Source organism: Promicromonospora xylanilytica (assembly GCF_054782895.1).
This window is the reverse complement of sequence record NZ_BAAGRP010000007.1, coordinates 527,866-549,540: the sequence shown is the minus strand read 5'-3', so window position 1 is coordinate 549,540 and position 21,675 is coordinate 527,866. Positions and strand designations below refer to the sequence as shown.

21 protein-coding genes are annotated in these 21,675 nt (G+C 71.3%); 15 read left to right on the top strand and 6 right to left on the bottom strand.

Translation table 11 applies throughout. From position 1 onward, the window contains the following. Window positions 1–65 precede the first annotated feature (65 nt). From ACYVK7_RS10250 to ACYVK7_RS10200, 11 genes are all read left to right on the top strand, one after another. Window positions 66–707: an NUDIX hydrolase gene (locus ACYVK7_RS10250; RefSeq protein WP_460887584.1), complete on the top strand. Its 642-nt coding sequence runs from the start codon at window positions 66–68 to the stop codon at window positions 705–707. A gap of 16 nt (window positions 708–723) precedes the next feature. Beyond that, window positions 724–1,389, top strand: a complete 666-nt coding sequence (gene pdxT / locus ACYVK7_RS10245; RefSeq protein ID WP_460887583.1) for a pyridoxal 5'-phosphate synthase glutaminase subunit PdxT — start codon at window positions 724–726, stop codon at window positions 1,387–1,389. Between the two features lie 68 nt (window positions 1,390–1,457). Continuing rightward, complete coding sequence (locus tag ACYVK7_RS10240) at window positions 1,458–2,216, top strand: YebC/PmpR family DNA-binding transcriptional regulator (protein WP_460887582.1); 759 nt, start codon at window positions 1,458–1,460, stop codon at window positions 2,214–2,216. A 75-nt stretch (window positions 2,217–2,291) separates the two neighbouring features. Continuing rightward, the gene (gene ruvC / locus ACYVK7_RS10235) at window positions 2,292–2,858 is read left to right on the top strand and encodes a crossover junction endodeoxyribonuclease RuvC (RefSeq protein ID WP_460887581.1); all 567 of its coding nucleotides are present in this window, start codon (window positions 2,292–2,294) and stop codon (window positions 2,856–2,858) included. A gap of 204 nt (window positions 2,859–3,062) precedes the next feature. After that, window positions 3,063–3,692 (top strand): Holliday junction branch migration protein RuvA, encoded by a 630-nt coding sequence (gene ruvA, locus ACYVK7_RS10230; RefSeq protein ID WP_460887580.1) that lies wholly within the window; start codon window positions 3,063–3,065, stop codon window positions 3,690–3,692. Continuing rightward, complete coding sequence (gene ruvB, locus ACYVK7_RS10225; RefSeq protein ID WP_460887579.1) at window positions 3,685–4,776, top strand: Holliday junction branch migration DNA helicase RuvB; 1,092 nt, start codon at window positions 3,685–3,687, stop codon at window positions 4,774–4,776. Before ruvA ends, ruvB begins: the two co-directional genes overlap by 8 nt. A gap of 140 nt (window positions 4,777–4,916) precedes the next feature. Then, complete coding sequence (gene yajC / locus ACYVK7_RS10220; RefSeq protein WP_460887578.1) at window positions 4,917–5,360, top strand: preprotein translocase subunit YajC; 444 nt, start codon at window positions 4,917–4,919, stop codon at window positions 5,358–5,360. A gap of 81 nt (window positions 5,361–5,441) precedes the next feature. Then, the gene (gene secD / locus ACYVK7_RS10215) at window positions 5,442–7,340 is read left to right on the top strand and encodes a protein translocase subunit SecD (protein ID WP_460887577.1); all 1,899 of its coding nucleotides are present in this window, start codon (window positions 5,442–5,444) and stop codon (window positions 7,338–7,340) included. Continuing rightward, window positions 7,340–8,431, top strand: coding sequence for a protein translocase subunit SecF (gene secF, locus ACYVK7_RS10210; protein ID WP_460887576.1), 1,092 nt, complete (start codon window positions 7,340–7,342; stop codon window positions 8,429–8,431). Before secD ends, secF begins: the two co-directional genes overlap by 1 nt. Before the next feature lie 22 nt (window positions 8,432–8,453). Beyond that, window positions 8,454–9,026 (top strand): adenine phosphoribosyltransferase, encoded by a 573-nt coding sequence (locus ACYVK7_RS10205; protein ID WP_460887920.1) that lies wholly within the window; start codon window positions 8,454–8,456, stop codon window positions 9,024–9,026. Between the two features lie 75 nt (window positions 9,027–9,101). After that, entirely contained in the window at window positions 9,102–11,441 is a 2,340-nt protein-coding gene (locus tag ACYVK7_RS10200; RefSeq protein WP_460887575.1) for a RelA/SpoT family protein, read from the top strand. Between the two features lie 64 nt (window positions 11,442–11,505). On the opposite strand, the gene ACYVK7_RS10195 is transcribed toward ACYVK7_RS10200, so the two are convergent. Together ACYVK7_RS10195 and ACYVK7_RS10190 are read right to left on the bottom strand one after the other, a co-directional pair. Continuing rightward, entirely contained in the window at window positions 11,506–12,666 is a 1,161-nt protein-coding gene (locus ACYVK7_RS10195) for an ATP-dependent DNA ligase (RefSeq protein WP_460887574.1), read from the bottom strand. 15 nt (window positions 12,667–12,681) lie between these two features. After that, a complete protein-coding gene (locus ACYVK7_RS10190) occupies window positions 12,682–13,245 on the bottom strand; it encodes a dihydrofolate reductase family protein (protein WP_460887573.1) in 564 nt (187 codons plus the stop codon). 129 nt (window positions 13,246–13,374) lie between these two features. Here ACYVK7_RS10190 and ACYVK7_RS10185 point away from each other — a divergent pair, with 129 nt between their 5' ends. Continuing rightward, the gene (locus tag ACYVK7_RS10185) at window positions 13,375–13,644 is read left to right on the top strand and encodes a DUF7218 family protein (RefSeq protein ID WP_460887572.1); all 270 of its coding nucleotides are present in this window, start codon (window positions 13,375–13,377) and stop codon (window positions 13,642–13,644) included. Window positions 13,645–13,774: 130 nt separating this feature from the next. Here ACYVK7_RS10185 and ACYVK7_RS10180 read toward each other — a convergent pair whose 3' ends face one another. From ACYVK7_RS10180 to ACYVK7_RS10165, 4 genes are all read right to left on the bottom strand, one after another. Continuing rightward, the gene (locus ACYVK7_RS10180) at window positions 13,775–14,875 is read right to left on the bottom strand and encodes a DNA polymerase domain-containing protein (RefSeq protein WP_460887571.1); all 1,101 of its coding nucleotides are present in this window, start codon (window positions 14,873–14,875) and stop codon (window positions 13,775–13,777) included. Between the two features lie 10 nt (window positions 14,876–14,885). Next, window positions 14,886–15,500 carry a hypothetical protein gene (locus ACYVK7_RS10175; protein ID WP_460887570.1) on the bottom strand — a complete coding sequence of 205 codons (615 nt, stop codon included), beginning with the start codon at window positions 15,498–15,500 and terminating at the stop codon, window positions 14,886–14,888. Between the two features lie 71 nt (window positions 15,501–15,571). Then, window positions 15,572–17,536 carry a DUF349 domain-containing protein gene (locus ACYVK7_RS10170; protein ID WP_460887569.1) on the bottom strand — a complete coding sequence of 655 codons (1,965 nt, stop codon included), beginning with the start codon at window positions 17,534–17,536 and terminating at the stop codon, window positions 15,572–15,574. After that, complete coding sequence (locus ACYVK7_RS10165) at window positions 17,533–18,315, bottom strand: peptidylprolyl isomerase (protein WP_460887568.1); 783 nt, start codon at window positions 18,313–18,315, stop codon at window positions 17,533–17,535. Before ACYVK7_RS10165 ends, ACYVK7_RS10170 begins: the two co-directional genes overlap by 4 nt. 203 nt (window positions 18,316–18,518) lie before the next feature. Between ACYVK7_RS10165 and ACYVK7_RS10160 the strand changes: the two genes are divergently transcribed. From ACYVK7_RS10160 to ACYVK7_RS10150, 3 genes are all read left to right on the top strand, one after another. After that, window positions 18,519–19,181 (top strand): MBL fold metallo-hydrolase, encoded by a 663-nt coding sequence (locus ACYVK7_RS10160; protein ID WP_460887567.1) that lies wholly within the window; start codon window positions 18,519–18,521, stop codon window positions 19,179–19,181. A gap of 77 nt (window positions 19,182–19,258) precedes the next feature. After that, window positions 19,259–20,629 (top strand): histidine--tRNA ligase, encoded by a 1,371-nt coding sequence (gene hisS / locus ACYVK7_RS10155; RefSeq protein ID WP_460887566.1) that lies wholly within the window; start codon window positions 19,259–19,261, stop codon window positions 20,627–20,629. Between the two features lie 249 nt (window positions 20,630–20,878). After that, complete coding sequence (locus tag ACYVK7_RS10150) at window positions 20,879–21,652, top strand: SDR family NAD(P)-dependent oxidoreductase (RefSeq protein WP_460887565.1); 774 nt, start codon at window positions 20,879–20,881, stop codon at window positions 21,650–21,652. Window positions 21,653–21,675 lie beyond the last annotated feature (23 nt).

Genomic DNA, 21,675 nt, shown 5'->3' with positions numbered 1-21,675 from the left:
GACCTGGGCTTCTGAGGGGCGTCCGGTGCGGGACATTACCCGGGCGCGAACGTATCGTCGTCGGCATGACCTGGCGTAGCGACGGCTCTGATCACCATCGAGGAGAGGACGGCGCCCGGCCGCCCGGCGGGGCACGGCTGGTGACGGCCGCCGTGCAGGCTGACGGCCCCGGCACCACGTCCCTCGGGGACGACTGGGTGCTCGGCCCGGACGGTATGCGCGAGCGCTCGGCGGCGCGCGTCATCCTGGTCGACGACGCCGGGCGGGTGCTCGTGATGCGCGGGCACGACGTGAACCAGCCGGAGCGGTCCTGGTGGTTCACGATCGGCGGCGGGATCGATCCAGGGGAGACCCCGGTCGAGGCCGCGCTGCGCGAGACCCGTGAGGAGGTGGGCATCGCGCTGGACGCCGACGACCTTGTCGGCCCGGTGCTCACGCGGACGGGCATCTTCGAGTTCTACGCCGAGACGTGCCGCCAGTACGAGGTCTTCTACCTCGCCCGGACGCCGGACGCCGTCGAGGTGACGGCCGACGGCTGGACCGCAGCCGAGCGGGAGCTGCTCGACGAGATGGCGTGGCTGACGCCGGCCGAGCTGCGCGAGCAGCCGCTGGAGGTGTTCCCGCCCGAGCTCCCTGACGTCGTCGACCACCTCGTGGCGGGGTGGGACGGCGACGTGCGCCACCTGGGCGAGCAGCTCGACGACTGAGCCGGACGTAGGATGGATGGTTGTGACAACCCCGACCGTCGGAGTCCTCGCCCTGCAGGGCGACGTCCGTGAACACCTGACCGTCCTGGAGTCCGTCGGCGCGCGGGCGGTGACCGTGCGGCGTCCGGCCGAGCTGGCGGCCGTGGACGGGCTCGTGCTCCCCGGCGGGGAGTCCACGACCATCGACAAGCTGCTGCGCATCTTCGAGCTGGGCGACCTGCTGCAGGCCCGGATCAAGGAGGGTCTGCCGGTCTACGGCTCGTGCGCGGGGATGATCCTGCTCGCGGACCGGATCCTGGACGGCACCGCCGACCAGCAGACCGTCGGCGGCATGGACGTGGTCGTGCGGCGCAACGCGTTCGGGCGGCAGGTCGACTCGTTCGAGACCGACCTCGAGTTCGCGGGCCTCTCCGAACCCGGAGGTGCTCCAGCGGCCGCTGGGCAGCCGGGCGGCCCGGTGCGCACCGCTTTCATCCGCGCTCCCTGGATCGAGGAGGCCGGCCGGGACGTCGAGGTGCTGGCGCGCATACCGGCTGTGGATACGCAGGGACGGCCCGTGGCGGCCGCCGGTAGGATCGTCGCAGCACGGCAGGGGCCGTTGCTCGCCACCGCATTTCACCCTGAGATCACGGGGGACACGCGTGTGCACGGGCTGTTCGTCAGCATGGTCGCGGGCGGCTGAGCGGTTTCCCCGCTACCGTTCGACGCCATTGAAGATGCCATCGCAAATGCAAGGAGTCAGGTAGAGGTATGTCAGGTCACTCCAAGTGGGCCACGACCAAGCACAAGAAGGCCGCGATCGATGCCAAGCGCGGCAAGCTCTTCGCGAAGCTGATCAAGAACATCGAGGTCGCGGCACGTACGGGTGGTGGCGACCTCGCCGGTAACCCGACGCTGTTCGACGCGGTGCAGAAGGCGAAGAAGTCGTCGGTCCCGAACGACAACATCGACCGTGCGGTGAAGCGTGGTTCCGGCGAGGGCGCCGACGCCGTCGACTACCAGACGATCATGTACGAGGGCTACGGCACCAACGGCATCGCCGTCCTGGTGGAGTGCCTCACCGACAACAAGAACCGTGCGGCCTCCGAGGTGCGCCTGGCGTTCAGCCGGAACGGCGGCAACCTTGCCGACCCGGGCTCGGTCTCGTACCTGTTCTCCCGCAAGGGCCTGATCGTGGTGCCGAAGGCCGACGGCGTGGGCGAGGACGAGGTCATGCTCGCGGCGCTCGAGGCGGGGGCCGAGGACGTCACCGACCAGGGTGAGGTCATCGAGGTGCTCACCGAGGCGACCGACCTGGTGCCCGTGCGTACGGCCATCCAGGAGGCCGGCATCGAGTACGACTCGGCCGACGTGATCTTCCACCCGTCGATGCAGGTCGAGGTGGACGTCGAGGGCGCCCGCAAGATCATGCGCCTGATCGACTCGCTCGAGGACAGCGACGACGTGCAGAACGTCTACGCGAACTTCGACGCGAGCGACGAGGTCATGGCGGCGCTCGACGACGAGTGACGTCCCGGCGGCGGGTCAGGGCCTCGCTCGTCGAGCCTGTCGGGCCGGGCGCCGGCGACGTGAGAACGTGACGCCATGCGCGTTCTCGGAGTTGACCCTGGCCTGACCCGGTGCGGTGTCGGTGTGGTGGACTCCCTGCCCGGCCGGCGGGCCCGCATGGTCGCAGTCGGCGTGATCCGCTCCGACGCGGACCTGTCCACCGACCTGCGTCTGCTGAAGATCGCCGACGGTCTGGACGCGTGGCTGGAGGAGCACGTACCCGACGTCGTGGCGGTCGAGCGCGTGTTCGCGCAGCACAACGTCGGCACGGTGATGGGGACCGCCCAGGCGGCGGGCCTGGCCATGGTGGCAGCGGCCCGTCGGGGCGTGCCCGTCGCGCTGCACACGCCGTCAGAGGTGAAGGCGGCGGTGACCGGTTCCGGCCGGGCCGACAAGGCCCAGGTGGCGACCATGGTCACCCGCATCCTCGACCTCGACGAGGCGCCCCGCCCCGCCGACGCAGCCGACGCGCTGGCCCTCGCGGTCTGCCACTTGTGGCGGCCGGCCGGTGCCCTGCAGGGCGGGGACCGGCACGAGCTCACCCCGGCGCAGCGGGCCTGGGCGGCCGCGGAACAGGCGGCCAAGCAGCGCACCCGCCGCTAGGGCGTCTGCCGCCGGCTCTCCGCTGGTCCGCCGTCGGGGTTCGCGGCGTGGCCCCCTCGGCGGTGCCATCCGGCTTGTTAGGCTGCTCGCACGAACGTTCGATCGGACCCTGGTGGGTCCAGCGCCTCGAAGAGGCCCAGGGCGTCGACGTTGTCCGGACGCACGGTGACCCACCGTACGAGTGACGCACAGAAGGGGGAGCCCGTGATCGCCTCGCTGACGGGAACCGTTGCCCACGTGGGCCTCGACCGAGCGGTGGTCGACGTCGGCGGCGTCGGCTACCTCGTGCACGCCACGCCCACCACGCTTGCCGGGCTGCGCGTCGGCGAGACGGCCGGGGTGGCGACCAGCATGGTGGTCCGCGAGGACTCGATGACGCTGTACGGGTTCGGCGACCCCGACGAGCGCGACGTGTTCGAGGTGGTGCAGACCGTTTCCGGCGTCGGGCCGCGCCTCGCGCTCGCGATGCTCGCCGTGCACACACCGGACGCGCTGCGCCGCGCCGTCGCCGGCGAGGATCTCGCCGCGCTGACCCGCGTACCCGGCATCGGCAAGAAGGGCGCCCAGCGCATAGTCCTGGAGCTGGCCGACCGGCTGGGACCGCCGTCCGGGGTCCTGCCCGGCACCGCAGAGGCGTCGCCGACGGAGACGGCTGCAGGCGACCACTCCGAGCGCGTGGTGGAAGCCCTCGCCGGCCTGGGCTGGCCCGCCAAGCAGGCCGACGACGCCGTCGCGAAGGTGCTGGCCGAGGCGGGGACCGACGCGGTGGCCGCCGACGAGGTCGCCACCACGCTCCGCTCCGCGCTGCGTCTGCTGGGTGGCCACCGTGGCTGAGGTCTCGACCACCGGCGCGGGCTCCACCGGCGAGCGGGACCGGATCGTCACGCCGAGCGCCGACGAGATCGAGCGCGCCGCAGAGGCCGCCCTGCGCCCCAAGCGGCTCGACGACTTCGTCGGCCAGCGGGTGGTGCGCGACCAGCTCTCCCTCGTGCTGCAGGCTGCCATCGCGCGCGGCAACCCGCCCGACCACGTGCTGCTGTCCGGCCCGCCGGGGCTCGGCAAGACCACCCTGGCCATGATCATCTCCGGCGAGCTGGAGTCGCACATGCGGCTCACCAGCGGCCCGGCCATCCAGCACGCGGGCGACCTGGCCGCCGTCCTGTCCTCCCTGGAGGAGGGTGACGTGCTGTTCATCGACGAGATCCACCGCCTGGCCCGCCCCGCCGAGGAGCTGCTGTACGTCGCGATGGAGGACTTCCGGGTCGACGTCATCGTCGGCAAGGGCGCAGGCGCCTCGGCCATCCCGCTCGCGCTGCCACGGTTCACCGTCGTGGGCGCCACCACCCGCTCCGGCCTGCTGCCCGCCCCGCTGCGGGACCGCTTCGGGTTCACCGGGCACATGGACTACTACTCGCCCGAGGAGCTGGAGCGCGTGATCCTGCGCTCCTCCGGGCTGCTCGGCGTGCACCTGGAGCATGCGGCGGCGCACGAGATCGCAGGCCGTTCGCGCGGTACGCCCCGCATCGCCAACCGGCTCCTGCGGCGTGTGCGCGACTGGGCGCAGGTGCGCGGCGACGGACGCCTCGACCTGCACGCGGCGAGGTCCGCGCTGGAGGTCTACGAGGTCGATCCCATCGGCCTGGACCGCCTCGACCGCGCCGTGCTCACCGCGCTGTGCACCAGGTTCGGCGGCGGTCCCGTCGGTCTCAGCACGCTGGCCATGACGGTGGGCGAGGAGGCGGAGACCGTCGAGACGGTCGCCGAGCCCTACCTGGTGCGCGAGGGGCTGGTCGGCCGCACCCCACGCGGCCGCGTCGCGACCCCCGCCGCCTGGGAGCACCTGGGGCTCACCCCGCCCGCGCAGCCCGCCGGACGCGGCCCCGACATCCCGGACTCGGGAACTTTGCTCGACCCCTGACGTTGTTCCTGTGGTGCCCCTCGGAGGGGGGCGCCCGAGGATTCGACCCCGAGCACTACACTGGGTTGGATCCTCGTCGTACTTGCGCGACGCACGTGAGTGCAGCACATCCGACCCAGCAATCGAACAGGACCATCCCCGTGGACCCCACAATGCTCATCCTCATCGCGATCCTGCTCGCGGTGATGTTCTTCATGTCCTCCCGTACGCGCAAGCAGCAGCGTGAGGCAGCGGAGTTCCGCAACAACATCACCGTCGGGACCAAGGTCATGACCGCCTCGGGCATGATCGGCACCGTGATCGACGTCGACGACGAGACCGACCAGGTGACCATCGAGTCCTTCCCGGGCAGCCCCACCACGTGGCTCCGCGCCGCCATCGCCAAGAAGGTCGAGGAGCCCGTCGCCGCCGACGAGGACACCGACGACGCGGCCGATGAGTCCGACGTCACAGAGAAGGGCGAAACGGCAAGTACGATCAGCCCCGACGCGACGGACGTTCCCGACGACCTGTCAGACCTGGACACCGCCCAGCGCGAGTACCGGGATCAGCAGCGACGGGACGCTGACGCGGACGGCAAGTGACGGCCGCGCCGTCCGGTGAACCCGGGCGGCGCCGAACCCGCGTCGGACGTACCCCGGCGCGCACACGAGAAGAGACAGACGTTGGCGACTGACACCCGGCGCTCGCGGCCGGTTCGCACGATCGTGCTCCTGACGATCCTGACGATCCTGCTGCCCTTCGGCGCCCTCTTGGCTGGTTGGCAGCTCGACGGAAAGTCGAGCGATAATCCTGACGGCGCGAGCCTGGCTCCCGGCCTCGCACTCGACCTGCAGGGCGGCACCCAGATCATCCTGCAGGCCGTCACTTCCGACGGGTCCGAGGTGACTCCGGAGGCCATGGAAGAGGCCATCGGTGTCATCAGGCAGCGAGTGGACGCCAACGGCGTCACCGAGGCCGAGATCGCGAGCCAGGGCAGCAACCAGATCGTGGTCGAGATCCCCGGCGAGGTCGACGACGAGACCATCGCGCTGATCTCGAAGGCCGCGCAGATGAAGTTCCGCCCGGTCCTGACCTATGGCGCCCCGCAGGCGACGGCCCAGCCGTCCGCCGAACCGGAGGGCAACGGCGACGACGCCGGCGCCAAGGGTGACGAGAACGCCAAGGGCGACGAGAACGCCGGGGGCGACGAGGCCACGGGCGGGCAGAGCCGGGAAGAGCTCGAGAAGAAGGCGGTCGAGGAGGCCAAGGACGTCGACCCGACGGACCCGAGCGACCTGGCCCAGATCACGCCGTCGGTCCAGCAGCTCTTCGACCAGCTCGACTGCACCGACCCGAAGAACCTCCAGGGCGGTGGCGGCGACCACCCCGACCGTGTGCTCGTCACGTGCGACCAGACCGGCGCGGCCAAGTACATCCTCGGTCCCGTCGAGGTGGACGGTACGGACCTGACCACGGCCACCTCCGGCCTGGTGCCCGGTGCGAACGGCACCGTCTCGAACGAGTGGGGCGTCACCCTCGACTTCGACTCGGAGGGCACCACGAAGTTCCGGGAGACCACGGAGCGCCTGACGCCGCTGGAGCCCCCGCGCAACCAGTTCGCCATCGTGCTGGACGGCCTGATCGTCTCCGCGCCGAGCAGCAACGTGCCGATCACGAACGGTCAGGCGGTCATCTCCGGCTCCTTCACCCGGGACTCGGCGGCCACGCTGGCCAACCAGCTGAGCTTCGGTTCGCTGCCGCTGACGTTCGACGTGAACGGCCAGAACCAGATCTCGGCCACCCTGGGTTCCGAGCAGCTCCAGCGCGGTCTGTTCGCCGGCCTCATCGGTCTGGCGCTGGTCGTCGTCTACTCGCTGTTCCAGTACCGCTCGCTCGGTCTGCTGACGGTGCTGTCGCTCGTCGTCGCGGGTGCCATGACCTACGTCGTGATCGCCCTGCTGAGCTGGGGCATGGGCTATCGCCTTTCCCTGCCGGGTATCGCGGGTCTGATCGTGGCCATCGGCTTCACGGCCGACTCGTTCATCGTGTACTTCGAACGTATCCGGGACGAGCTGCGTGACGGCCGCTCGCTCCGGCTCGCCGTCCAGCGTGGCTGGCTCCGCGCACGGCGCACCATCTACGCGGCGAAGGCCGTGAACCTGCTGTCGGCGGTGATCCTGTACTTCATGACGGTCGGTGGCGTGCGCGGCTTCGCGTTCACGCTCGGTCTGACCACGATCATCGACGTCATGGTGGTCATCTGGTTCACCCACCCGGTCATGGAGCTCCTGGCCAAGGTCCCGTTCTTCCGCGACGGCCACAAGGCGTCCGGTCTGTCGGCCGACCGCCTCGACGTCGAGCCGCGCTACCGGGGCGCCGGGCAGTTCTCCGGCCCGAAGCCCGTGGCCGCCGGCACCCCCGACGCGGGGACGCCGGGCCGGGAGCGTGAGCTGGTCTCGGCGCAGTCGGTCGCCTCGGCGCCGCGCGTCACCGAGGACGGCCGCAGGATGACTATCGCGGAGCGGCGTGCCGCCGAGCGCAAGGCTGCCGCCGAAGCGGCTCAGAACGAGGAGAAGCACTGATGGCTAGCGGCGGCTTCGCCCAGTGGGGCAACGACCTCTACACGGGGCGCCGGTCCTACCCGATCATCCAGAAGCGGGGCGTCTGGTTCTCGATCGTCGGCCTCTTCTCGGTCGCGTCGATCCTCATTCTCCTGATCCAGGGACTGAACCTCGGCATCGACTTCCGCGGTGGCTCCGAGTTCACCGTCTCGGGCGTGTCCAGCACGGACGAGGACCTCGCGATCGACGCCGTGGCGGAGGTCGCGCCGGGCGAGGAGCCGCTCGTCAGCCAGGTGGGCCAGGACGCCGTCCGCGTCCAGGTCTCCCAGCTCGGCACGGACAGCACCAACCAGGTCCAGGACGCCCTCGCACAGGCCTACGGTGTGCCGGCCACCGAGGTCACGTCCAACTTCATCGGCCCGACGTGGGGCCAGTCCGTGAGCATGCGTGCCCTCTGGGGCACCGTCGCGTTCATCGTCGCGGCGGCGGTCTTCATGGCCGTGTACTTCCGGGCGTGGCGCATGTCGGTGGCCGCGGTCGTCGCGATGCTCGCCGACGTGCTGATCTCGGCCGGCGTGTACGCCGTCATCGGCTGGGAGGTCACGCCGTCGACGATCATCGGCTTCCTGACGATCCTCGGCTTCTCGCTGTACGACAAGATGGTGGTCTTCGACAAGGTCCGGGAGAACACGGTCGCGGTGACCGAGCAGACCCGCAGCACCTACGGGGAGCGGGCGAACCTCGCGGTCAACCAGACCCTGGTCCGGTCCATCAACACCTCCGTGGTGGCGCTGCTGCCGGTCGCGGGCATCCTCTTCGTGGGTGGCTTCCTCCTGGGGGCCGGCACGCTGAAGGACATCTCGCTGTCGCTGTTCGTCGGTATCGCGGCGGGCGCGCTGTCCTCGCTCTTCCTGGCCACGCCGCTGGACGTGGCGCTGCGTCAGCGGGAGCCCAAGATCGCCGCGCACACCAAGAAGGTCATGGACCTGCGGGCCGGCCTGATCGCCGAGGGCGCCTCCGAGGGCGACCTGGCGGCCGCGACGGCCGGTTCGGCACAGCTCGTCCCCGGACATCACCAGGGACACACCGCTCAGCCCAAGCGTCGCCGGTAGGCTCCGCCACGTGGCAGACGACATGACCGACGTCGCCCTCTCCGGCCTGCTGCCGGAGAGGGCGACGCGCGTTCGCGACCTGATCGCGGACGTCCCTGACTTCCCGTCCCCCGGCGTCCTGTTCAAGGACGTCACCCCGCTCCTGGCCGACGCCCAGGGACTGGCCGACGTGACCGAGGCGTTCACCCGCCTCGCCCTCGCGGACGGCGTCGACGTCGTTGCGGGCATGGAGGCACGGGGCTTCCTGTTCGGCGTGCCGGTGGCGCACGCGCTCGGGCTGGGGTTCCTGCCCCTGCGGAAGGCGGGCAAGCTCCCGCCGCCCACGCGGAGTGTGTCGTACGACCTGGAGTACGGCTCGGCGGCCATCGAGCTGCGCGCGGGAACACTCACCCCCGGTGCGCGTGTTCTGATCATTGACGACGTTCTCGCCACGGGTGGTACCGCGGCGGCAGCCGCACAGCTCGTCGAGCAGTGCGGGGGAGTGGTGGCCGGGCTGGCGTTCCTGCTCGAGCTGGAGGCACTCCACGGCCGGGACAGGCTTCAGGGCCACAACGTCGATACTCTCCTGCGGGTAGGCACGCCGTCCGGTGACTGAGCCGGTCGGACGGGGAATAGAGGTCCAGGGATAGACTGGCGACTCCGGGTTCGACCCGGGGAAGGAGGCGCGTACATGGCTGAGAACACGGTGTCACGCGCTCCTGTGCCCGAGAAGAATCCGTCGACGCCGCCCGGTGGCAACCGGATGCGGAACCGGCTGGTGCGCCTCGGTGTGCGCAGCGTGGGCGGCGGTACGCCCGCTGCGATCGAGCCGCTCCTGCAGGCGATCCGGAGCAACCACCCCAAGTCGGACGTTGCGCTGATCGAGCGCGCGTACGTGGTCGCGGAGAAGGCGCACCGCGGGCAGATGCGCAAGAGCGGCGACCCGTACATCACGCACCCCGTCGCCGTCTCCACGATCCTCGCCGAGCTCGGCTTCGAGGGCACGACGATCGCCGCCGCGCTGCTCCACGACACGGTGGAGGACACCGACTACTCGCTGGACACCCTGCGTGGCGAGTTCGGCGACGACGTGGCGCTGCTGGTGGACGGCGTCACCAAGCTGGACAAGGTGAAGTACGGCGACGCGGCGCAGGCCGAGACCGTGCGCAAGATGGTCGTCGCGATGGCCAAGGACATCCGTGTGCTGGTCATCAAGCTGGCCGACCGCCTGCACAACGCCCGCACGTGGAAGTACGTGCCGTCCAAGTCGGCCGAGCGCAAGGCGCGCGAGACGGTCGAGATCTACGCGCCCCTGGCCCACCGGCTGGGCATGAACACGATCAAGTGGGAGCTGGAGGACCTGTCCTTCCAGGCGCTGTACCCCAAGGTCTACGACGAGATCGTGCACCTCGTGGCCGAGCGGGCCCCCGCGCGCGAGGAGTACCTCGGCGTGGTGAAGGGCCAGATCGAGTCGGACCTGCGCAGCTCCAAGATCCGCGCCACCGTGACGGGTCGGCCGAAGCACTACTACTCGATCTACCAGAAGATGATCGTGCGCGGACACGACTTCGCGGAGATCTACGACCTCGTCGGCACCCGTGTCCTCGTGGACACGGTGCGCGACTGCTACGCGGCGCTCGGCGCCATGCACGCGCGGTGGAACCCGGTACCCGGCCGGTTCAAGGACTACATCGCGATGCCGAAGTTCAACATGTACCAGTCGCTGCACACGACGGTGATCGGCCCGGGCGGCAAGCCCGTCGAGATCCAGATCCGCACGCACGACATGCACCGGCGCGCCGAGTACGGTGTCGCGGCGCACTGGAAGTACAAGGAGAAGACTCCTGCCGGCGGGGGCACGGCCGACCCCAAGAACCAGGACATGGCGTGGCTGCGCCAGCTCGTCGACTGGCAGCGCGAGACGGCCGACCCCGCGGAGTTCCTCGACTCGCTGCGATTCGAGATCGGCGGCGACGAGGTCTACGTCTTCACGCCGAAGGGTATGGCGATGGCGCTGCCCGGCGGTGCGACGCCGGTCGACTTCGCCTACGCCGTGCACACCGAGGTGGGTCACCGCACCATGGGCGCCCGCGTGAACGGCCGCCTCGTGCCGCTGGACTCGCCGCTGGAGAACGGCGACGTCATCGACATCCTCACCTCGAAGTCGGAGACCGCGGGGCCCAGCCGCGACTGGCTCGGGTTCGTGAAGTCCCCGCGGGCGCGGAACAAGATCCGCCAGTGGTTCACCAAGGAACGCCGCGAGGAGGCCGTCGAGACCGGCAAGGACTCGATCGCCAAGTCCATGCGCAAGCAGGGCCTGCCGATCCAGCGCCTCATGTCGCACGAGACCCTGGTCGGCGTCGCGAACGAGATGAACTACCAGGACGTGTCCGCGCTGTACGCGGCCGTCGGCGAAGGGCAGATCTCGTCCGCCCACGTGGTGGACAAGCTCGTCAAGGCGCTCGGCGGTGCCGACGGCGCGGAGGAGGACGTCGCCGAGGCGACCCGGCCCGGCGGTCTCACCGCCCGGCGGGTGCGGTCGGGCGACCCGGGCGTCATGCTCAAGGGGGCCGACTCCGCCGACGTGTGGGTCAAGCTCGCCAAGTGCTGTACCCCGGTGCCCGGCGACGACATCGTCGGCTTCGTCACCCGTGGCCAGGGCGTGAGCGTGCACCGCACGGACTGCGTGAACCTGGACGGGCTGCGCAAGCAGCCGGAACGCCTGGTCGAGGTCGAGTGGACCCAGGGCGCCAACACGATGTTCCTGGTACAGATCCAGGTCGAGGCGCTCGACCGGTCCCGCCTGCTGTCGGACGTCACGCGGGTGCTGTCCGAGAACCACGTGAACATCCTGTCGGCGTTCGTCTCGACGTCGGACGACCGGCTTGCGGTCTCGCGGTTCATCTTCGAGATGGCGGAGCCCGCGCACCTCGCGACGGTGCTCACGGCCGTCCGCAAGGTCGAGGGCGTGTTCGACGTGCACCGCATCACGGGCACCAAGCCGGTCGAACGCCCCCAGCTCCCGGTCTAAGCCCTGCCGTTGAGTGCGGGATCTTCGCCCCTCTGGCGCACGAAAGACGGCGAATATCCCGCACTCAACGTTCGGTGCCGGGGGCGCCCGGGAGCAGCTTGGCCAGGTCGTAGCTGACCGGTTCCTCGAGCTGCTCGTACGTGCACGACGCCGGCTCGCGGTCCGGGCGCCAGCGCTTGAACTGGGCGGTGTGCCGGAACCGGGTGCCCTCCATGTGGTCGTAGCCCACCTCGAGCACGCGCTCCGGCCGCAGGGGCGTGAACGACAGGTCCTTGCCGGAGCTCCAGCGTGACTGCGCGCCGGGCAGCCGGTCCCCGGACTCGGCCTTGGTCGGGTCCGTCCACCCCTGCCAGGGATGCTCGTCCGCCGCGGTCGTACCGGGCTCCACGACCAGCGGCGCCAGCTCGGTGACGAGCTCGGCGCGGCGGGTCGCCGAGAACGACGCGGCGACGCCGACGAACTGCAGCCGTGGGCCCTCGTCGGACTCGTCCCACAGTCCCAGCAGCAGCGAGCCCAGCACGGGCTGCTCGGGCGTCGAGGTCTTGTGCAGCCGGTAGCCGGCCAGGACGACGTCGGCCGTGCGGGTGTGCTTGATCTTGAGCATGGCGCGCTTGTTGGGCGCGTACGGGCCGTCCGCCGGCTTGGCGACCACGCCGTCGAGGCCCGCGCCCTCGAACGAGCCGAACCACTCCTCGGCCACGGCGGCGTCGTGCGTGCGCGGCGTGGCGAACACCAGCGGACCGGTCAGCCCCAGACCGTCGAGGGCCTCGAGCCGTTCCGTGAGCGGGCGGTCCATGAGGGACTCGTCGCCCAGCGCGAGGACGTCGAAGACCACCAGCGCGGCGGGCGTGGTCTCCGCGAGCATGTTCACCCGGGACGCCGCCGGGTGGATCCGCTGGGACAGGAGCTCGAAGTTCAGGTGCGCGGGACTGCTGCCCGCCGTCTGCGCGATGACGATCTCGCCGTCGACGACGCACCGCTCGGGGAGCGCCTCGCGGACCGCCGCGACGACGTCGGGGAAGTAGCGGTCCATCGGCTTCGTGTTCCGGGAGTCGATCCGGACCTCGTCGCCGTCCCGGTACACGATGGCGCGGAAGCCGTCCCACTTGGGCTCGTAGACGTAGGAGGGGCCACTGGCGGTGGCCGGCTGGACGGGGACCGCCGCGACGCTCTTGGCGAGCATCGGCCGGACCGGGGGCTGTACGGGCAGGTCGAGTGTGGTCACAGGAACGAGCCTGCCTCAGCGCGGCACATAGTGCAGGTAGACGCACCCGCCGTCGAACGTCCGGCTGTCGGCCAGGCGCAGACTGAGTCGCGCGTCGGCCGGGAGTGCCGCCAGGCCGCCGCCCAGGACCTCCGGGTAGACGAAGAAGCGGAAGTCGTCGACCAGACCGGCCCGGATGGCGTCGGCGGCCACCGTGGGCCCACCGACGGAGACGGCGCCGGGCGCGCAGTCGGTGATCCGGCGCAGCTCGCCGAGCTGCAGGTCGCGCACGATCCTGGTGCGGGCCGACGTGATCGCGTCCTCCGGAAGGGACGACGACGCGACGACCTTCTCCACACCCCGCCAGATCTCCGCGTAGCGCGCGTGCACCGGGCTGGGGTCGTCGCCGGGCTCGTAGGTCTCCCAGAAGACCATCGTCTCGTACATGCGGCGGCCGTGGACGTAGACGGCGACGTCGGACTCGACCTCGTTGATGAAGGCGTGCACCTCGTCGGTGGGTTCGGTCCAGTCGAAACTGCCCTCGGTGTCGACGGTGTACCCGTCCGCGGACATGTTCGCGAAGTAGCGCAGCGTTCCCATGCAGGTCCGACGCCGTGGAGGGGCAGAACTCATCGGTGCGGCCGGTCCGATCGGCCGGTGCGCGTGCGAGCCGCTCAGCGCTGGGCCATCGTGGGGAGTGGACGGTCAGCCCGAGCGGAAGGAGCAGCCATGCCGAAGCGTGACCCAGGTCCGAGCGTCAAGGACAAGGAGCTGTACGAAGAGCTGCGCGACGAAGGCAACTCCAAGGAGAAGTCGGCGCGCATCGCGAACGCGGCGGCGAGCTCGTCCCGCAAGAGCGTCGGTCGCAAGGGCGGCAAGTCGGGCGACTACGACGACTGGACGGTCGGTGACCTGCGCAAGCGGGCGGCCGAGATCGGTATCGAGGGCCGGTCCACGATGCGCAAGGGCGATCTGATCAAGGCGCTGCGTTCCCACTGACGCCGGCCCGGCCCCGCTGGACCGGCTGGGCGGCCGGCGGCACGCCGTTGTCCGCGTGCCACGCCATCCTCCGCGTTAAGACCGGCGTTTCCGCGGAGGATGGCGTGGCCGGTGGATGAGGGTGTGTGCCTCAGCTGCCCTTGTCGCCGCTCCTGTCGCGGTCCTTGTCGCGGCTCGGCTGTACCCGTTTGGGCTCGCCCGGCATCTTCGGGTACTCGGGCGGGTAGGGCAGGTCCTCGAGGCCGTCGGCCTCGTCGCGGGCTGCGAGCTCCAGCGCGGCGTCGAGCGAGCAGTCCAGGCCCGGGTCCCGGTCGGCCCGCAGCGCCGCGAACAGGTCGCCGCGCTCGGCGAACCTCGCCGGAGCGCTCAGGACGTCGAAGTCGTCCGGGTGCACGTCGGCGACCTCGTCCCAGTCCAGCGGCATCGACACCGTCGCCCTGCCGTTGGCCCGGATCGAGTACGCCGAGGCGATCGTGCGGTCCCTGGCCATCTGGTTGTAGTCGACGAAGATGGCCTCGCCGCGCTCCTCCTTCCACCACCGCGTGGTGACCTTGCCGGGCAGCCGACGCTCCAGCTCCCGGCCGATCGCGATGGTCGCCCGCCGTGCCTGCGTGAACGTCCACCGCGGCTCGAGCGGCACGAACACGTGCAGGCCACGCCCGCCGGAGGTCTTCGGGTACCCGCTGAGCTCCAGCTCGCCCAGCAGCTCGCGCAGGTGCGGAGCCACGGCGGCAGCCTCGTCGAAGCTGGTGCCCGGCTGGGGGTCCAGGTCGATGCGGAGCTGGTCCACGGCCTCGACGTCGTCGCGCCGCACCGGCCACGGGTGGAACGTGAGGGTGCCCATGTTGGCGGCCCAGGCCACGACCGCCGGCTCGGTGGGGCACACCTCGTCCGCCGTGCGGCCCGACGGGAACGCGATGGTCGCCGTCTCGACGTAGTCCGGGGCGCCCTTCGGGACGCGCTTCTGGTAGAAGCCGTCACCCTTGGGATCGTCCGGCTTCGGCATGCGCGTGGCGAGGTGCGCGCCCTCGTGCCAGCCCTTGGGCCAGCGCTCCAGCGTCGTGGGGCGGTGCAGCAGGGCGCCGGTGATGCCGTCGGCCACGGCGACGAAGTACTCGACGACCTGCAGCTTGGTGATTCCTCGGGGAAAGACGACGCGGTCGGGACTCGTCACGCGGACCATGCGTCCTGCGACGTCGAGCTCCACCGCTGGTGTCTTGGATCCGGCCATGCCCCCGAACTTAGCCCGTCGACAGCTCCCGCGCCGCCGCGAGCGCCCGGTGTGCCGCGGGTCGGCCGACGACGCGGGCCCGGCGGTCGAGCTGTCGCGCGGCCTGGCGCAGGTCCACGCCACGCTCTGCCAGGGCGACGAGCACGGGCACGGCCGCGTCCGGCGCCGCGGTGCACGCGACGTCGACGGCGGTGCGGGTCATCCCGGTGACGGCCACGCCCACGAGCCGGACCGTGTCCTGGCCGAGGCCGCGCGCGCTCCGCAGGACCTGCCCGGGGCGGGGCGCCGAGTAGTGGGTGGCGGGGGAGTAGGCGAGCTCGACCGGGGCACCGGCCGGCCAGACGGGGGCGACGCCGCCGTCGTACAGACCGGTGTGCACCCAGCCGGCCGTCGAGGCGGCGAGGACGCACCGCGGTGGTACCTCGCGCGCGAGGGCCAGCGCGCGGTGCCGTGGCCCGACGGCCGAGCCCGTGGCGACGGCCGCGCCGTCGTGCAGCTCGGTCAGGGCGCCGGACCGTCGCAGGTCGGACCAGGCCACGGAGCCGCCGACGTGAGCGGGTGTCACGACGAGGGGCGCCGGCGCGGGGCGCGGGTCCAGGAGGGCGGCGAGGGAGGGGAACTGCATGCGCAGAACCTATGCGCAGCGGGCCCGGTCGCGCAGTGCGACCGGGCCCGCTGTGGACAGCGCAGGAGGCGTCAGCCCCGGGAGTCCTCCGCGGCCTTGACGACCTGCTCGAGCCACGAGCGACGGGCGGTGACCGCCGCCTCCAGCTCGGACACCTTGCGCTTGTCGCCCTTGGCCTGGGCCTTGGCCAGGTCCTCCTCGAGACCGGCGATCGCGGCCTCGAGCTGTGCGGCGGCGCCCTCGGCGCGCGCACGCGTCTCGGGGTTGCTCCGCTTCCACTGTGCCTGGTCGGCGTCGCGGATCGCGGTCTCCACCGCCCGGAGGCGGCCCTCGACCCGCTGGATGTCGCCACGCGGGACCTTGCCGGCCTCTTCCCAGCGCTCCTGGATGCCGCGCAGCGCGGCCTTGGCCTTGTTCAGGTCCTTGACCGGGACGAGCGCCTCGGCCTCGGCGAGCAGCTCCTCCTTGACCTTCAGGTTCTCGCCGTACTCCGCGTCGATGACGGCGTTCTCGGCGTCCCTGGCCTGGAAGAACCGGTCCTGGGCGGCCCGGAAGCGGGCCCAGAGGGCGTCGTCGTCCTTGCGGGACGCGCGGCCCGCTGCCTTCCAGCGGGTCATGAGGTCGCGGTACGCACCCGCCGTGTAACCCCAGTCGGTGCTGGTGGACAGCGCCTCGGCCTCGGAGACCAGCTTCTCCTTCTCGACCTTGGCGGCGCTGTTGCGCTGCTCCAGGTCGGCGAAGAAGTGCCGGCGCTCACGGTCGAACGCGGTGCGGGCGTGGCTGAACCGCTTCCAGAGCGCCTCCTCCGTGGGGCGGTCGATGCGCGGGCCGGACCGCTGCGCGTCCTTCCAGCGGTCCAGCAGGGTGCGCAGCTCCTCGCCGGCGGGGCGCCACTGCATCTTGCTCGGGTCGGTCGCCGCGATCTTCTCGGCGGCCTCCACGATCGTGGTGCGGTTGGCGACGGCCTCCGCCTTCGCGGCGGAGCGCGCCTCCTCGAGCGCCGCGCGGCGCTCGGCGGCACGGCCGCGGAGCGCCTCGACCTGGCCGCGCAGGGCGTCCAGGTCGCCGACGGCGGCAGGCTCAGCGGTCTCCTCGCCGAGCTTCTGGAGCGTCTGGTCGATCTCGCGCACCGACAGGTCGGCGCTCTCCAGACGAGCCTCGAACAGGCCGACCTTCGCGGCCAGGTCGAGGTACCGGCGCACGTAGAGCGCCAGCGCCTCCTCGGTGGTGACGCCAGGGAACTGACCGACGATCCGCTCGCCCGCGGACTCGCGGACGTAGACGTTGCCTTCGTCGTCCACGCGGCCGAACCTCTCGGCCTCGGCGTGTGCGGCGGCGTCGGCGGCCACGGGCACGACCGGGGTCGGCGCCGCGGGGGCTGCCTGCGCTGCGGGAGCCGACGGCGCACCCGGCTTGGGCGGACGCGGCCGTGCGAGCGCTGCCGGCGACGGGATCGCCGACGGCTTCGGGGTCGCGGGCTTGGGCGCCGGAGTCGGCGCGGGCGCCTCCACCGTCGGGGTCTCGGTCGCTGGTGCCTCCACCGTCGGGGCGTCGTCCACCGGAGCCTCGGCAGCAGGGGTCTCCTCCGTCGGAGCCCCCGCGGCGGGCGCCTCGTCAGCAGGAGCCTCTGCAGCCCACTGCACGGGGGCCTCCTGCACGGGGGCCTCCTGCGTCGGTGCCTCGGGCGCTTCGGCCTCGGCCGCGGGGGCCTCGGCCGCGGGGGCCTCGGCCTCCGGCGCGGCGGCCTCCGCTGCGGGAGCCTCCTCAGCGGGAGCCTCGGGAGCTGTCTCCGTCGGAGCCTCCTGTGCGGGGGTCTCCTCGGCGACCGGCTCCTGTGCGGGGGCTGCCGGAGCCGCCTCCGCGGCCTCCGGGGCCTCCACCTCAGCTGCCTCGGGCACCTCGGCCGCCTCAGGCGCCTCGGCTGCCTCGCTCACCGCCTCGGCGGGAGATTCGGCTGCGTTCGGAGTCTCGGCCACTGGCTCGGCGGGCGCGTCCTGCTGGACGGGCTCGGACGAGCGAGAAGTGGGTTCGCTCACTGGGTCTCAACTCCTTCGATGGTGACCGGGGTGACGGGCGCACCGTCAGGTGCACCGCCCGCCGCTCCCGCGTCAGCGACTGCCCGGACGAAGTCCAGGCCGGATGTGATCGTGCCGAAGACCGTGTACCCGCCGGCGGCGTCGGAGGGGATGGTCGATTCCTCGTAGACGAGGAAGAACTGGGAGCCCATGGACTCTGCGTCGCCGCCGCGGCGCGCCATCGCGACCGTTCCGGCGGGGTAGACGTCGTTCTTGGGGGCGTTCTCGACGGGGCCGAACGCGTATCCGGGGCTGCCGGAGCCGGTGAACGTCGGGTCGCCGCACTGGAGCACGTGGATGCCCTGCGTGACGAGGCGGTGGCAGCCCGTGTCGTCGAAGTAGCCGCCCTGGGCGAGCGTGACGAAGCTGGCGACGGCCTGCGGGGCGCTCTTGCCGTCGAGCTCGAGGACGATGTCGGCCTCGGTCTCGCCCGAGCACGCGTGCAGGGTGACGGTCCAGGTCCGGTCCTCGGCGACGGACGGGTCGGCGAGCTCGTAGTCGTCCCGCGCCTCCTCGACGCCCGCCGGGCAGGAGCCGGCTCCCGCGGCGTCGTCGGACGTGGAGCCGTCGCCGTCGACCAGGGCCGCGATGACGAACGCACCGACGAGCGCGAGTACCGTGAACAGCGCGATCAGGGTCCAGAGACGCTGCTTGCGGGCGCGCTTGGCTGCCTGCCGCTGTGCCTGCTTCTCCGCCTGCCTGGCCTGCTGCGCGCGCTGCCGCTGCTTGGTGGACGCCACCGCGTTCCCTTTCTCCGTGCTCTCGTGCTCGCCATGACCCGGGCCGTGACCGCACTGGACCGATTCACTACCGGATCCGGGGCGAATCACCCCGTGCGGGGACAGTGTAGGCATCGGATGCCAGGTCATACTGTTCGAGCGGTTTCGCCGACGGGTGAAGATGCCGTCTGCCAGCGCGAACATCTGACGTTAACGTGGGCGCCGTGGAGCTTCGTGTCGTGGTCGCACCGGTGTTCGGGACCAACTGCTGTGTGGTGTCCTCCGGCACCGACTGCGTGGTGATCGACGCCGGTGCGGGAGTGGCCGACGCCGTCGTGCGGCTCGTCGAGTCCGATGGCCTCACCCCACGCGCCGTCCTGGCCACGCACGGTCACGCCGATCACACCTGGGACGCCGGGGAGCTGTGCGCGCGGTACGACGTGCCGATGTGCCTGCACGAGGCAGACGCCTACCGCCTCGCCGACCCGTTCGGCACCCTCAGCCCCGCGCTGGAGGCGGCTCTCGGACTGCACAGGGACGACTACCGCGCACCAGCGGTCGTCGAACCGTTCGCCACCCCCGGCGGTTCGGCGGTGCTGACCTTCGGCCGGGTGACCCTGCGGGCACTGCATGCACCCGGTCACACCGAGGGCTCGACGCTCTACCGCCCCGACGGCGAGGTGGTCCTCACGGGCGACGTCCTGTTCGCCGGCTCGGTGGGCCGCACCGACCTGCACGGCGGCTCGGGCCAGGTGATGGACGCGACGCTGCGCTCCGTGGTGCGCGCACTGGACCCCGGGCTCGCCGTCGTGCCAGGGCACGGACCTGCCACGACCGTGGCCCGTGAGCTGGCGACCAACCCGTTCCTCGCGGGACCGCGCGGGTGAGGGTGTCGGCCGGGCCGTCGTCGCCGGCTGTGGAAAAGCCGGGCTGAGGAGTCCGCGGTCGTGGGAAGATCTGTGGCATGGCAAAGCCCACTCCTCTCTCCGGTTTCCCCGAATGGCTCCCTGACGGTCGCATCGTCGAGCAGCACGTCCTCGACACCCTGCGACACGCCTTCGAGCTGCACGGGTTCGCCGGGATCGAGACGCGGGCCGTCGAGCCGCTGGACCAGCTGCTCCGCAAGGGGGAGACCTCCAAGGAGGTCTACGTGCTGTCGCGGCTCCAGGAGGAGAACAGCCAGATCCCCGACAAGCAGCTCGGCCTGCACTTCGACCTGACCGTGCCGTTCGCCCGCTACGTGCTGGAGAACGCCGGAAAGCTGGCCTTTCCCCTCAAGCGCTACCAGATCCAGAAGGTGTGGCGCGGCGAGCGCCCCCAGGACGGCCGCTTCCGTGAGTTCATCCAGGCGGACATCGACGTGGTGGGTGCGGGCGAGCTGCCGTACCACTTCGAGGTCGAGGCGCCCCTGGTCATGGCCGAGGCGCTCGGCGCGCTCGGGGCGATCGGGCTGCCCCCGGTCCGCATCCTGGTGAACAACCGCAAGGTCGCCGAGGGGTTCTACCGCGGGATCGGCCTGGACGACGTCGAGGGTGTGCTGCGCCAGATCGACAAGCTCGACAAGATCGGTCCCGACAAGGTGTCCGAGCTGCTCATGACCGAGTGCGGCGCCACGGAGGACCAGGCCAAGGCGTGCCTGGCGCTCGCGTCCATCTCCGGGTCGGACGTCGGGGTGGTCGCGGAGGTCCGCGCGCTCGCCGAGTCGTACGGCGCGGTGACCGAGCTGCTGGAGACCGGCCTGGGGGAGCTGGAGGCATTGATCGCGGCGGCCTCCGAGCGCGCCCCGGGTGTGGTCGTGGCGGACCTGAAGATCGCGCGCGGCCTCGACTACTACACCGGCTCCGTCTACGAGACGGTGCTCGTCGGGCACGAGCAGCTCGGTTCCGTCTGCTCCGGCGGCCGCTACGACACGCTCGCCTCGGACGGCAAGAACACGTACCCCGGCGTCGGGCTGTCGATCGGTGTCTCGCGCCTGGTCTCCCGTCTGCTGTCGGCCGAGCTGGTGCGGGCCACGCGGTCGGTGCCGTCCGCAGTGCTGGTGGCCGTGGCGTCCGAGGAGCAGCGTGCCGCCTCCGACGCGGTGGCCACGGCACTGCGGGCCCGCGACATCCCGGTCGAGGTGGCGCCGACCGCCGCGAAGTTCGGCAAGCAGATCAAGTACGCCGACCGCCGTGGCATCCCGTTCGTGTGGTTCCCGGGCTCCGCGGGGGAGGACGGCGTGGTGGGCGCCGACCAGATCAAGGACATCCGTTCCGGCGACCAGGTGGACGCCGACGCCGCGACGTGGGAGCCGTCGGACGAGGACCGCTGGCCGCGGGTGGTCCCGAAGGCCTGACCGCCGGCCCGGCCCTTGGGCACCGCGACTCGACGCAGGTCCCGGACCTCGGGTGGTGCTCGCCACCGCCGCGGTCTACCGTCGATCGAGCAGGGGCGGCAGGGCGACGCGGTGCAGGTAGTGCTGGACCAGGTGGGGTCGGTCAGTGGGTGGGTCATGGCCGGCACCGCCGGCGGTTGACCTCGCACCGACCGCACGGTCGTGGTGTCTGCGCCGGCGGTGGCCACAAGGCAAACGGAAGGTTCCACCATGGCCACGCAGAAAAAGAGAGTCGCCATCGTCACCGGCGCGGGCAGCGATCAGGGAATCGGATTCGCGGCAGCGCGCCTTCTCGGCATCAGCGGAAATGATGTCGTGATCACCTCCACGACGGATCGCATATTCAAGCGGGTCGATGAACTACGTGCCGCCGGTATCCGAGCGGAAGGGGTCGTCGCCGACCTCACTGACCAGGCTGGTGTGGACGCCGTCGTCGCGTGCGCGACAGACGAGTTCGGCGGCGTGGACATCCTCATCAACAACGCCGGGATGACTGCTGTGTCCGACGCGCGGTCTTACGGCGGGAGCGGCAGAACGTTCATCGACCACTGGCATGCCTCGCTCGACCGAAACCTCACCACGACGTTCCTGATGACTCGCGCGGTGACAGCTCCGATGCAGACAGCCGGCTACGGCCGCATCGTCAACGTGTCATCGGTGTCCGGGCCCGTCGCTGCGTACGGCGGCGACGTCGCGTACCACGCGGCGAAGGCCGGCATGGTCGGGCTGACGCGCGCAACGGCGATCGACACGGCCGCGGCGGGCATCACGGTGAACGCGGTCGCTCCGGGCTGGATCGACACCGCATCGGCCTCCCCTCACGAGCGCGTGATGGGCGCGGCCTCACCCGTCGGTCGGTCCGGCACCGCAGACGAGGTGGCACACGTGATCGCGCTTCTCGCCGCTGAGGGCGCGTCGTACATCACGGGTCAGCTCATCACCATCGACGGAGGGAACTCGATCGCCGAAGAGCGCGGCCGCTGAAGCCTTGGGACGCCGCGGTGATC

Coding starts and splice junctions, on each gene's coding strand:
- ACYVK7_RS10150 (WP_460887565.1), top strand. CDS start 20,879: ATGGCCACGCAGAAAAAGAGAGTCGCCATCGTCACCGGCGCGGGCAGC.
- ACYVK7_RS10185 (WP_460887572.1), top strand. CDS start 13,375: ATGCCGAAGCGTGACCCAGGTCCGAGCGTCAAGGACAAGGAGCTGTAC.
- hisS (WP_460887566.1), top strand. CDS start 19,259: ATGGCAAAGCCCACTCCTCTCTCCGGTTTCCCCGAATGGCTCCCTGAC.
- ruvC (WP_460887581.1), top strand. CDS start 2,292: ATGCGCGTTCTCGGAGTTGACCCTGGCCTGACCCGGTGCGGTGTCGGT.
- ACYVK7_RS10200 (WP_460887575.1), top strand. CDS start 9,102: ATGGCTGAGAACACGGTGTCACGCGCTCCTGTGCCCGAGAAGAATCCG.
- ACYVK7_RS10175 (WP_460887570.1), bottom strand. CDS start 15,500: ATGCAGTTCCCCTCCCTCGCCGCCCTCCTGGACCCGCGCCCCGCGCCG.
- ACYVK7_RS10205 (WP_460887920.1), top strand. CDS start 8,454: ATGACCGACGTCGCCCTCTCCGGCCTGCTGCCGGAGAGGGCGACGCGC.
- ACYVK7_RS10190 (WP_460887573.1), bottom strand. CDS start 13,245: ATGGGAACGCTGCGCTACTTCGCGAACATGTCCGCGGACGGGTACACC.
- ACYVK7_RS10180 (WP_460887571.1), bottom strand. CDS start 14,875: ATGGCCGGATCCAAGACACCAGCGGTGGAGCTCGACGTCGCAGGACGC.
- pdxT (WP_460887583.1), top strand. CDS start 724: ATGGTTGTGACAACCCCGACCGTCGGAGTCCTCGCCCTGCAGGGCGAC.
- secF (WP_460887576.1), top strand. CDS start 7,340: ATGGCTAGCGGCGGCTTCGCCCAGTGGGGCAACGACCTCTACACGGGG.
- ACYVK7_RS10250 (WP_460887584.1), top strand. CDS start 66: ATGACCTGGCGTAGCGACGGCTCTGATCACCATCGAGGAGAGGACGGC.
- ACYVK7_RS10240 (WP_460887582.1), top strand. CDS start 1,458: ATGTCAGGTCACTCCAAGTGGGCCACGACCAAGCACAAGAAGGCCGCG.